8 protein-coding genes are annotated in these 11781 nt (G+C 68.5%); 5 read left to right on the forward strand and 3 right to left on the reverse strand.

Annotated elements, in window-relative coordinates; all coding sequences use genetic code 11:
- Positions 1-59 precede the first annotated feature (59 nt).
- Positions 60-1349 carry a ribonuclease D gene (locus ACWDR4_RS48845; RefSeq protein WP_450418521.1) on the forward strand — a complete coding sequence of 430 codons (1290 nt, stop codon included), beginning with the start codon at positions 60-62 and terminating at the stop codon, positions 1347-1349.
- Between the two features lie 75 nt (positions 1350-1424).
- Here the strand turns inward: ACWDR4_RS48845 and ACWDR4_RS48850 are convergent, their stop codons facing one another.
- The 3 genes from ACWDR4_RS48850 to ACWDR4_RS48860 are packed head-to-tail and all read right to left on the reverse strand — an operon-like array spanning position 1425 to position 4431.
- The gene (locus tag ACWDR4_RS48850) at positions 1425-2255 is read right to left on the reverse strand and encodes a carbohydrate ABC transporter permease (protein ID WP_450418523.1); all 831 of its coding nucleotides are present in this window, start codon (positions 2253-2255) and stop codon (positions 1425-1427) included.
- Positions 2252-3154 carry a carbohydrate ABC transporter permease gene (locus tag ACWDR4_RS48855; RefSeq protein WP_450418534.1) on the reverse strand — a complete coding sequence of 301 codons (903 nt, stop codon included), beginning with the start codon at positions 3152-3154 and terminating at the stop codon, positions 2252-2254. The genes ACWDR4_RS48850 and ACWDR4_RS48855 overlap by 4 nt, the downstream gene beginning before the upstream one ends.
- Complete coding sequence (locus ACWDR4_RS48860) at positions 3118-4431, reverse strand: extracellular solute-binding protein (RefSeq protein WP_450418525.1); 1314 nt, start codon at positions 4429-4431, stop codon at positions 3118-3120. The genes ACWDR4_RS48855 and ACWDR4_RS48860 overlap by 37 nt, the downstream gene beginning before the upstream one ends.
- Before the next feature lie 158 nt (positions 4432-4589).
- Between ACWDR4_RS48860 and ACWDR4_RS48865 the strand changes: the two genes are divergently transcribed.
- The 4 genes from ACWDR4_RS48865 (at position 4590) to ACWDR4_RS48880 (ending at position 11604) form a co-directional block, all read left to right on the forward strand.
- A complete protein-coding gene (locus ACWDR4_RS48865; protein ID WP_450418527.1) occupies positions 4590-6986 on the forward strand; it encodes a glycoside hydrolase family 2 protein in 2397 nt (798 codons plus the stop codon).
- Positions 6983-8020, forward strand: a complete 1038-nt coding sequence (locus ACWDR4_RS48870; protein WP_450418529.1) for a LacI family DNA-binding transcriptional regulator — start codon at positions 6983-6985, stop codon at positions 8018-8020. Before ACWDR4_RS48865 ends, ACWDR4_RS48870 begins: the two co-directional genes overlap by 4 nt.
- A gap of 231 nt (positions 8021-8251) precedes the next feature.
- On the forward strand, positions 8252-9478 hold the full coding sequence (locus ACWDR4_RS48875; RefSeq protein ID WP_450418531.1) for a thiolase family protein: 1227 nt from the start codon (positions 8252-8254) through the stop codon (positions 9476-9478).
- Complete coding sequence (locus ACWDR4_RS48880) at positions 9475-11604, forward strand: 3-hydroxyacyl-CoA dehydrogenase NAD-binding domain-containing protein (protein ID WP_450418532.1); 2130 nt, start codon at positions 9475-9477, stop codon at positions 11602-11604. The genes ACWDR4_RS48875 and ACWDR4_RS48880 overlap by 4 nt, the downstream gene beginning before the upstream one ends.
- Positions 11605-11781: the final 177 nt, after the last annotated feature.

Below are 11781 nucleotides of genomic sequence, written 5' to 3' on the forward strand. Positions count from 1 at the left end.
CACGAGTTGGCGGTGCGGGTGGCCGTACCCCGGTTGCGGGGCACGGACGCCCTTGACAGGTGACCGAAGCCCAAGAGACCGCAGCAGACAGCTCACTGCGAACCACCGGAGGCGCTCCTCCGGACGACAACGGATCTTCTGAGGCTCAGGCGCCGATCCCCCTCCTCGAGCCCCGTGACGGTATTCCGCCAGTCATCGTCGACGAGAACGCGCTCGCCGAGGTGATCGCCGCGTTCGCCGCGGGCACCGGCCCCGTCGCCGTCGACGCCGAACGCGCGTCCGGTTACCGCTACGGACAGCGCGCCTATCTGGTGCAGCTGCGCCGCGAGGGCGCCGGCACCGCGCTCATCGACCCCGTCGCCTGCCCCGATCTGTCGGGCCTCGGCGAGGCGCTCGGCGGTGTGGAATGGGTGCTGCACGCCGCCACGCAGGACCTGCCCTGTCTCCGTGAGATAGGCATGATCCCCGCCCACCTGTTCGACACCGAGCTGGCCGGCCGGCTGGCCGGGTTCCCCCGGGTCGGCCTGGGCGCGATGGTCGAGGGCGTCCTGGGCTTCGTACTCGAAAAGGGCCACTCCGCGGTCGACTGGTCGACCCGGCCGCTGCCCGAGCCCTGGCTGCGGTACGCGGCGCTTGACGTCGAACTCCTGGTCGACCTGCGGGACGCGCTGGAGAAGGAGCTGGACCGGCAGGGCAAGCTGGAGTGGGCCCGGCAGGAGTTCGACGCGATCGCGTCGGCGCCGCCGCCCGAGCCCCGCAAGGACCCCTGGCGTCGTACGTCCGGTATGCACAAGGTGCGTCGGCGCCGGCAGCTCGCCGTCGTACGGGAGCTGTGGGAGACCCGGGACCGGATCGCGCAGCGCCGGGACGTGTCGCCGGGCAAGGTGCTGTCGGACGCGGCGATCGTCGAGGCCGCGCTCGCCGTGCCGGCCAATGTGCACGCGCTGGCCGGGCTGACCGGGTTCGGGCATCGGATGGGACGGCGGCAGCTGGAGCAGTGGCAGGCCGCGGTGGATCGCGCGAAGGCGCTCACCGACGCGCAGTTGCCCCAGCCGGGGCAGCCTGTGCTCGGGCCTCCGCCGCCGCGAGCCTGGGCCGACAAGGATCCGGTGGCCGCGGCGCGGTTGTCCGCGGCGCGGGCCGGGGTGTCCGCGCTGGCCGAGGAGTTGAACATGCCTCAGGAGAATCTGATCACTCCGGACACGGTGCGGAGGGTTTGCTGGGAGCCGCCTGCTGTCGCGGACGCGGAGGCTGTTGCGGCGGCGCTTGAGAGGTACGGGGCGAGGGCTTGGCAGGTGGAGTTGGTGACGCCGGTTCTGGTTTCGGCGCTTTCCGCCAAGGCGCCGTAGGGGTTCTGTTCGTCGGCGGGTGCGAGTCCGTCGTGGCTTGTCGCGCAGTTCCCCGCGCCCCTAAAAACAGGCCCGTCACCTGGACGCGCCCTTCATGAAGCCGTTGTAGATGAACCTCTGCAGCGACAGGAAAGCGATCAGTGTGGGCAGGATGACCAGGACCGCGCCTGCCGAGATGGTCTCCCAGTGGGCCGCGAAGGGGCCCTTGAAGCGGAAAAGGGACGTCGAAATCACGCCAAGATCTTCGGACGGCATGTAGAGGAAGGGGATGTAGAAGTCGTTGTAGACGGTGATCCCCTTCACTATCACCACCGTCGCGATCGCCGGTTTCAGGAGCGGGAAGATGATCTTGCGATAGATCGTGAAGGCGTTGGCTCCGTCGAGGCGTGCCGACTCGTCCAGGGAGACCGGGATCGACCGGACGAACTGCAGGAAGATGTAGATCGACACGATGTCGGTGCCCATGTAGAGCGCGATCGGCGCCCAGAGGGTGTCGAACATGCCGAAGCTGTTCACGATCTGGAACGTCGCCACCTGGGTCGTGACGCCGGGGACCAGGGTCGCCACCAGGAACAGGGCGATCACCAGCTTCCGGAAGCGGAAGGTGAAGCGGTCGATCGCGTATGCCGTCATCGAGCCGATGAGGACGGTTCCCGTGACGGTGAACAGCAGGATGAAGGCCGTGTTGGCGAACGCGGCCAGCATCTCGCCGTCCTGGAACGCCGTCACGTAGTTGTGGAGGTTCAGGAGGTCGCCGGGGAGGGAGAGCGCCCCGCTGTCGTCCGCCATCTCCTGCTCGGACTTGAGCGAGGTCAGCACGATCACGCCCAGCGGCAGCAGGACGACCGCCGCCGCGAGGACCAGGGACAGGTACACGAACGTACGGGCGACCGCTCGGCGCGTCATACGAGGTCCACCCTGTCGTCCGGAACGAGCCTCCGCTGCACCCAGGTCACGGCGAGCACGATCAGCAGCAGTACGACGGCCGCCGCCGACGCGAGCCCCGTCTTGTTGAACTGGAACGCCAGCTTTACCGTCTGGATCACGAAGGTCTCGGTGCCGGTCGCCCCGCCGGTCATGATGTACGGGATCTCGAAGACCGAGAGAGAGCCCGAGATCGACAGGATCACGCTCAGGCTCAGCACCGGTCTGATGCCCGGCGCGATGATGTACCGGAACTGGTGCCAGCGGTTCGCGCCGTCGAGTTCGGCGGCCTCGTACAGCTCCCCCGGGATCGACTGGATCGCGCCCAGGAACAGCACGAAGTTCAGGCCCATGTAGCGCCAGACCGAGACCCCGGCGAGCGAGATGTTCGCCGATGTCGGGGTGCCCAGCCAGGCGTGGTCGGTGTGGACGCCGACCAGGCTCAGCACCGAGTCGAGGGTGCCGCCGTCCTGGAAGAAGTAGAGGAACACGAAGCCGATCGCGACCCCGTTGATCAGGTACGGGAAGAACAGCACGCCCTTGAAGAAGTTCCGGAAGCGGATGTCGAAGCTGAGGATCGTCGCGAAGTAGAGCGCGGCGACGATCTGGAGCACGGAGGCGGCCAGGTAGTAGCCGCTGACGAAGAACACCCCGAACAGCTCGGGGCGGGTGAGGAGTTCGGCGTAGTTCTCGGCACCCGTGTAGTGCAGTTCGGGGCTGACGCCGTCCCAGTCGGTGAAGCTGTACGCGACCATGTTGGCGATCGGTGCGTAGGTGAAAGTCAGCAGGAGCGCGAGCGGGGCGATCAGGAACAGCCAGGGGGTTGCGCCTCGCCAGAGACGCGTCACCGCGTCCCCACGGACCGCTGTGCCTCGGTCCAGCGCTTGCCGAGGTCCCCGAGGAAGTCGTCGAGGCTGCCCTTGCGGGCGCCACGGGCCAGGTCCACGAGGTCCTGGCGGTAGTCGGGGGCGTAGATGCCGACCTCCGACTCGGTGTCGACGAGCTTGAGTTGAGCGCCTGCGCTGTCGTCGACCTCGATGAACTTCACCCCGGCTTCCTCGTACGGCTGGAGCACGGTGGGCAGCGGGGCGTCCTTGAGCGGGGAGATGGCCAAGTTGTCTTCCGCATAACCGGACTTGTCGGTGAACCAGTCGATCCAGGCGCGGGCCGCCTCCTTGTGCTCGCTGTGGACGTTGACGGCCTGGTTGTAGTCGGGGCCCACAACTGCACAGAATTTCCCGTCCACTTGGGCCGGGAAGGGCATGAACCCGATGTCGGCGGGGTCGACGCCGGCCTTCTTCGCCGCGTCCTGGAACTGGACGATCGCCCAGGTGCCGAGCCACTGCGTGGCGATCTGCCCCTTCGCCAACCGGGGCTTGGACGCCTCCCAGTTGGTGGTCGTCGGGTCCTTCTCGGCGAGCCCGTCGTGCACGATGTCGTAGAGGAGGGTGTCGCCGACGCGCAGGTCGGCGCCCTTGGCCCAGGGGTCGCTCTCGACCAGTTTCGTCGTCGCTCCGGTGTCGCAGCCCACCGAGCCGTTGACGTACGTCCAGGACGTGAGGGGCCACTGGGCGGCGAAGTTGGTGTAGTACGGGTCCGCGTCCGTCCTCGACTTGATCGCCTTCAGGGCCGTGATGAACTCGGCGGGTGTGGTGGGCCAGTCGGTGATGCCGGCCTCCTGCCAGATCCTCTTGTTGTAGAGGAACCCGGGGGTCACGCCGACCGGGCTCTGGCCGTAGACCTTGCCCTCGACGGTGGTGAAGTCGGTGAAGCGGTACTTCTTGGCGCGCTCGGTCTCGGTCCCGAGCGAGGCGAAGAACTTGGGGTAGTCGCTCTTCTTGATCACCGCGGGGATCAGCAGCACATCGCCGTAGTTCTCCGTGTTCATACGGATCTTGACTTCGGCCTCGTAGTTGGTGAGCCCCTCGAACTCGACCTTCACGTTCGGATACGTCTTGCGGAAAGCGTCGGCGTAGTTCTTCAGCGTGCCGTCCTGCACGAGGTCGGTCCGCACGGTGAGGACCTTGATGGTTCCGCTCACCTTTGACGGATCGTCAGGCGCCTTGGCGTCGGCGCCCTTTGAGGTTCCGCCGGTTCCGGTGCAAGCGGAGAGCAGCAGGCCGGCGGCGAGGAGTGCGGGAATCGTGCGGCGGTTCATGTGCATCAGCTCCGTTCGGGACGGACGAGCACTACTGGGATGGCTGATTCGGCACTCTGACACCACTTACTGAACCGGTAAAGTCCCTATTTCGCCAACGCTGACACCACTCTTTCCGCGCTTGACCCACGCAGAAGTTGAACGGTTTAGGAGCGCGCATGCTGGACGCCACACCGCTCACCGAGGGCTGGACCGTGCGGTACGAGGGGGGCGAACTGCCTGCCACCGTCCCCGGGTGCGTGCACACCGACCTGCTGGCGGCGGGCGTCATCCCGGACCCCTTCATCGGCCGCAACGAGACCGAGGTCGCGTGGGTGGGGCGACGGGAGTGGACGTACGAGACCGACCTGACCGCCGGGTCCGTCCAGGAACAGTCCGACCTCGTCTTCGACGGGCTCGACACCGCCGCCGAGATCCGGCTCGACGGTCAACTCCTGGGCCGGGTACGGAACATGCACCGCTCGTACCGCTTCGACGTCACCGGGATGACGGGGCGGCTGTCCGTACGGTTCGCGTCCGCCTACGCCGAGGCGGAGGCCGTCCGGGAGCGGCTGGGCGAGCGTCCCGGCGCCTATACCGAGCCCTACCAGTACATCCGGAAGATGGCCTGCTCCTTCGGCTGGGACTGGGGTCCGACTCTGGTCACGGCCGGCATCTGGCGGCCGGTGCGCCTGGAGCACTGGTCGACGGCCCGGATCGCCCGGGTGCGCCCCGAGGTGACGGTCGATGAACGCGGCCTGGGACACGTCCGGTTGGCGGTCGATGTCGAGCGCACCCGGGTCGAGGCCGGGCTCACGCTGGAGGCCAGGGTGAGTGGCATGTCCGGTGGCGATGAGGTTCGGGCGCGGGGCACGGTCGACGGGACCAGTGGTGTCGTGCGGCTGGAAGTGCCGGACGTGGAGTTGTGGTGGCCGCGCGGATACGGGGAACAGCCGCTGTACGACGTTGAGTTGACGCTCCGTCATGGTGATGTTCCGTTGGACGCCTGGCGGCGGCGGGTCGGGTTCCGGACCGTCGGGCTCGACACGTCCTCCGACGCCCACGGGGCCGGGTTCACGCTGGTCGTCAACGGGGAGCGGCTGTTCGCGCGGGGCGTCAACTGGATCCCGGACGACGTGTTCCCGTCCCGGATCACCCGGGAGCGGTACCGGGAACGGCTCGCGCAGGCCGCCGACGTCGGCGTGGACCTCGTACGCGTGTGGGGCGGCGGGATCTACGAGAGCGAGGACTTCTACGACGCCTGCGACGAGTTGGGGCTGCTGGTCTGGCAGGACTTCCCGTTCGCGTGTGCCGCCTATCCCGAGGAGCAGCCGCTGCGGGGCGAGGTGGAGGCGGAGGCCCGGGAGAACGTCGTACGGCTGATGCCGCATCCCTCGCTCGTGCTGTGGAACGGCAACAACGAGAACCTGTGGGGCTTCAGGGACTGGGGGTGGGAGCAGCGGCTCGCCGGGGAGTCGTGGGGCGAGGGGTACTACCTGGGCGTACTGCCGCGTGTGGTGGCCGAGTTGGACCCGACGCGGCCCTATACGGCGGGCAGTCCCTGGTCCGGGTCATGGGAGCGGCATCCGAACGATCCGGCGTACGGGACGCACCACTCGTGGGAGGTGTGGAACCGGGCGGACTTCGCCGACTACCGGCTCGAAGTCCCGCGTTTCGTGGCCGAGTTCGGGTGGCAGGCACCGGCCGCGTACGCCACGCTGCGGCGCGCGCTGCCCGGTGAGACGCCGGCGTCCGACTCCCCCGGCATGCTGCACCACCAGAAGGCGGAGGACGGGAACGGGAAGCTGGAGCGTGGGCTCGGGCGCCATTTCCCTTCGCCGGACGGGGACTTCGACCGGTGGCACTACCTCACCCAGGTCAATCAGGCCCGTGCCGTCGCCGCCGGGATCGAGCACTGGCGTTCGCACTGGCCGGTGTGCGCGGGGACGGTCGTGTGGCAGCTCAACGACTGCTGGCCGGTGACGTCCTGGTCTGCGATCGACGGGGACGGGCGTGAGAAGCCGCTCCACCACGAGCTGCGGCGGCTGTACGCGGACCGGCTGCTCACTCTTCAAGTGCGGGGATCCGGGCTGGTGTTGGCGGTCGTCAATCAGGCGGCGGAGCGGTGGAAGGGGACCGTGGAGCTGCGGCGGCTGTCCGTGCACGGGGGTGTGGCGGGTGGGTCGGTGGTGCGGGTCGGGTTCGTGGCGGAGGGGCGGGCGGTCGCCGAGGTGCCGGTGCCGGGGGAAGTCGTGCCGGTCGGGGCCGAGGAGTTCCTGGTCGCCGACGCGGACGGGCTGCGGGCGCTGTACTTTCCCGTACCGGACCGCGAAATCCCTTACCCCCGGCCCGAGTTCGACGTGAGCGTCGCCCCGGGGGCGGTCACGGTGACGGCCCGTACCCTCGTACGGGATCTGCTGTTGCAGGCGGACCGGCTGGACCCGGGAGCGCGGGCCGATCGTGGGCTGGTGACCCTGCTGCCCGGGGAACAGGTGACCATCGGGGTGCGTGGCTGGGAGACTCCGGATGCCGAGACCGCCCGATCGGCCCTGTACTGCGTGGAGCCAGCCCGATGACGGCATCGCCGACACCCCGCGTCACCATCAAGGACGTCGCCGCGCGCGCCGGTGTGTCCAAGGGGGCCGTGTCCCTCGCCTTCAACCACAAGCCGGGGCTCGCCGAGGCGACCCGGGACCGGATCTTCACGGCCGCCCGTGAACTGGGCTGGGAGCCGAACCTCACCGCGCGGTCGCTGGCCGGGGCCCGGGTGGACGTGGTGGGGCTCGCGATCTGCCGGCCGGCCCGGCTGCTCGGGCTCGAACCGTTCTACATGGACTTCATCTCGGGCGTGGAGAGCGTACTGACCGAGCACTCGTGCTCGCTGCTGCTCAGGCTCGTGCGGACCCTGGAGGAGGAGGTCGGGCTCCAGGAGTCCTGGTGGAAGGGGCGGATCATCGGCGGGGCGATCCTGGTCGACCTGCGGGCCGACGATCCGCGCGTCCCGGCCGTCGAACGGCTCGGGATGCCCGCGGTCGCGGTCGGGCATCCGTCGCTCGCCGGCGGGCTCACCTCGGTCTGGACCGACGACGCCACGGCCGTGACGGAGGCGGTGCGGTATCTCGCGGCGCTCGGGCATCGGCGGGTCGCGCGGGTGGGGGGTGCGGTGGCGCTGGGGCACAGCAGTATTCGTACGGCCGCCTTCGACGAGGCGGCGCGGAGGCTCGGGCTGGCCGGGGTGTCCCAGGTGGCGACCGACTTCTCGGGGGACGCGGGGGCTCGGGCGACTCGGTCGCTGCTGTCCGCGTCGGTCGCGGACCGGCCTACGGCGATCGTGTACGACAACGACATCATGGCGGTGGCGGGCCTGTCCGTGGCGGCGGAGATGGGGCTGAGTGTGCCGGGGGATGTGTCGTTGCTGGCCTGGGACGACTCGCAGTTGTGCAGGTTGACTCGGCCTACGTTGTCGGCGATGAGTCATGATGTGCACGGGTTTGGGGCGGATGTTGCTCGGACCTTGTTCGGGGTGATCGGTGGGGGTGGGGACGGGTCTCATCCCGTGGCTACGCCTGTGCTTACCCCCCGGGGGTCGACTGCTCCGCCTAAGGGGTAGGGGCTTCTGTTGTTCGTGCGGGTGCGGGTCTCGTGTGGCTTGTCGCGCAGTTCCTCGCGCCCCTGAGGTCCACTTGTGTAACCGGCGGTAACATGTGATGGCGTGTGATGTTCGCCGCTCCGGCTCTCAGGGGTGGGCAGCGGTGTTACTCGCAAGTAGCATGGGGCTGAGCGCCCGCTCAGCGGTTGCTTATGCAGCAGTGCCGTCCCGCACCTCTGGAGGAGAGCCATCGTGCCTCGTACCGTCAGGGACGTCGTCTTCGTCGACGGCGTCCGCACCCCGTTCGGCAAGGCGGGCCCGAAGGGCATCTACCACGAGACCCGCGCGGACGATCTCGTCGTGAAGGCGATCCGGGAGCTGCTGCGCCGCAACCCGGGTCTCGACCCCAAGGCGATCGACGAGGTCGCCATCGCCGCGACCACGCAGATCGGTGACCAGGGGCTGACGCTGGGGCGGACCGCCGGCATTCTCGCCGGGCTGCCGCAGTCGGTCCCCGGTTACTCCATCGACCGGATGTGTGCGGGCGCGCTGACCGCCGTCACCTCGGTCGCCGGTTCCGTCGCCTTCGGTGCGTACGACATCGCCATCGCCGGGGGTGTCGAGCACATGGGCCGTCACCCCATGGGCGAGGGCGTCGACCCGAACCCGCGGTTCGTGAGCGAGAAGCTCGTCGACGAGTCGGCCCTGTTCATGGGCATGACCGCCGAGAACCTGCACGACCGTTACCCGCACATCACCAAGCTGCGCGCCGACGAGTACGCCGTGCGCTCGCAGGAGAAGGCCGCGAAGGCGTACGCCAACGGCAAGATCCAGCAGGACCTGGTGCCGATCTCCGTACGGAACACCAACGCGGAGGTGGGTGAGACCGGTTGGGGTCTCGTCACCGCCGACGAGCCGATGCGGCCGGGGACCACGCTGGAGAACCTGAGCGGGCTGAAGACGCCGTTCCGGGTGCACGGTCGGGTCACCGCGGGCAACGCGGCCGGTCTGAACGACGGTGCGACCGCGTCGCTCATCGCGTCCGAGGACTTCGCGCGCGAGAACAACCTGCCCGTCAAGATGCGCCTCGTCTCGTACGCCTTCGCCGGCGTCGAGCCCGAGGTCATGGGCTACGGGCCCATCCCGGCGACCGAGAAGGCCCTCGCCAAGGCGGGCCTCGGCATCGGTGACATCGGTCTGTTCGAGGTCAACGAGGCGTTCGCCGTCCAGGTGCTGGCCTTCCTCGACCACTACGGCATCGCGGACGACGACGCACGCGTCAACCAGTACGGCGGTGCCATCGCCTTCGGTCACCCGCTGGCCTCCTCCGGTGTACGTCTGATGACGCAGCTGGCCCGCCAGTTCGAGGAGCAGCCGGAGGTCCGCTACGGCCTGACGACCATGTGCGTCGGCTTCGGCATGGGCGCCACCGTCATCTGGGAGAACCCGCACTTCGAGTCCGCCGGAGGCAGCAAGTGAGCACCACCGCTGAGCTTTTGAAGGGTGCGGCCGAGCTGTTCCCCGACGAGGTCGTGACGTCCGCGCACGTACGCCACCTCGACCTGCCGTTCGGCGCCGGGCGCTTCGCGCTCATCACGCTCGACAACGGCTTCGACCACACCAAGCCGACCACCTTCGGTCCGGCCTCGCTGGCGAACCTGAGCGCCGCCATCGACCAGGTCGAGAAGGAGGCGTCGGTCGGCGAGATCGTCGGTGTCGGCATCACCGGCAAGCCGTTCATCTTCGCCGTCGGCGCCGACCTCAAGGGCGTCGAGCTGCTGAAGAACCACGACGACGCGCTCGCCATCGGCAAGGGCGGCCACGAGGTCTTCAAGCGGCTGTCCGGGATCGCCGTCCCGACCTTCGCCTACTACAACGGTGCCGCCATGGGCGGTGGCGTCGAGGTCGGTCTGCACTGCGAGTACCGCACCGTGTCGAAGGCCATCGCGGCCTTCTCCCTCCCCGAGGTCTTCCTGGGCCTCGTCCCGGGCTGGGGCGGCTGCACGATCCTGCCGAACCTCATCGGCGCGGAGCGTGCGGTGAGCGTGATCATCGAGAACTCGCTCAACCAGAACAAGCAGCTCAAGGGCCAGCAGGTGCTCGACCTGGGCATCGCCGACGCGCTGTTCGAGGGTGCGGACTTCCTGGAGCAGTCGCTGATCTGGACGGCTTCCGTCCTGAAGGGCGACATCACGGTCGAGCGTCCGGCGATCAACCGCGGCGAGGCCTGGGACCAGGCGGTCGCCAAGGGCCGGTTCATCGCGGACAGCAAGGTGCACGGGGCGGCTCCGGCCGCGTACCGCGCCCTCGACATCATCGAGGCGGCCAAGAACGGCGACCTCCAGCAGGGGTTCGACGCCGAGGACGTGGCCCTCGCCGACCTGATCATGGGCGGCGAACTCCGGTCCGGCATCTACGCGTTCAACCTCGTGCAGAAGCGCGGCAAGCGGCCGGCGGGTGCGCCCGACAAGTCACTGGCGCGTCCGGTGACGAAGGTGGGCGTGGTCGGTGCGGGTCTGATGGCCTCGCAGCTCGCGCTCCTCTTCCTGCGCCGCCTTGAGGTGCCGGTCGTGCTGACCGACATCGACCAGGAGCGTGTCGACAAGGGTGTGGGATACGTCCACGCCGAGATCGACAAGCTGCTCGGCAAGGGCCGTATCAACCAGGACAAGGCCAACCGCCTGAAGGCGCTGGTGACGGGTGTCCTGGACAAGGCGGAGGGTTTCTCCGACGCGGACTTCATCATTGAGGCCGTCTTCGAGGAGATCGGCGTCAAGCAGCAGGTGTTCGCGGAGGTCGAGGCGGTCGCTCCGGCGCACGCGATCCTGGCGACGAACACGTCTTCGCTGTCGGTGACGGAGATGGCGTCGAAGCTGAAGAACCCCGAGCGGGTCGTCGGCTTCCACTTCTTCAACCCGGTCGCGATCCTGCCGCTGTTGGAGATCGTGCGCGGCGAGCAGACCGACGACGCCTCGCTGGCCACGGCGTTCGGTGTCGCCAAGAAGCTGAAGAAGACCGCGGTGCTGGTGAAGGACGCTCCGGCGTTCGTCGTGAACCGTATCCTCACCCGCTTCATGGGTGAGATCCAGAACGTGATCGACGAGGGTACGTCGGTCGAGGTCGCGGAGAAGGCGGTGGAGCCGCTGGGGCTGCCGATGTCTCCGCTGGTGCTGCTGGAGCTGGTGGGTCCCGCTATCGGGCTGCACGTGTCGGAGACCCTCAACCGGGCGTTCCCGGACCGCTTCACGGTCTCGTCGAACTTGGCGGCGGTCGTCAAGGCGGGTAAGCGGGGCTTCTACGTGTACGACAGTGGGAAGCCGGAGCTGGATCCCGAGGTTGCCGCTCTTCTGAAGCAGGGCGATGTCGTGCTGAGTGAGGAGCAGGTGCGGGAGCGGGTGCTCGATGCGGTCGCCCAGGAGATCGGGCTGATGCTGGAGGAGGGTGTCGTGGCTGAGGCTCAGGACATCGACCTGTGCCTGATCACTGGGGCGGGGTGGCCGTTCCACCTGGGTGGGATCACGCCCTACCTGGACCGTGAGGGTGTCTCCGAGCGGGTGAACGGGAAGCGGTTCCTGGAGGCTGGGGTGGCTTCCGTACCGGCGTAACGGTTGGTTCGTTGTTGGTCGCTGGGTGCCCCGTATGCCGTGTGTGGTGTGCGGGGCGCTTGGTTTTTCTCGCCCCCGCCGCCCCTACCCGTCCCATCCCTGGGGGCTGCGCCCCCAGACCCCGCTGTCGGCCCTGAACGGGCCTTGTCCTCAAACGCCGGACGGGCTGGGTGGGGT

This window comes from Streptomyces sp. NPDC000878, from assembly GCF_053599695.1.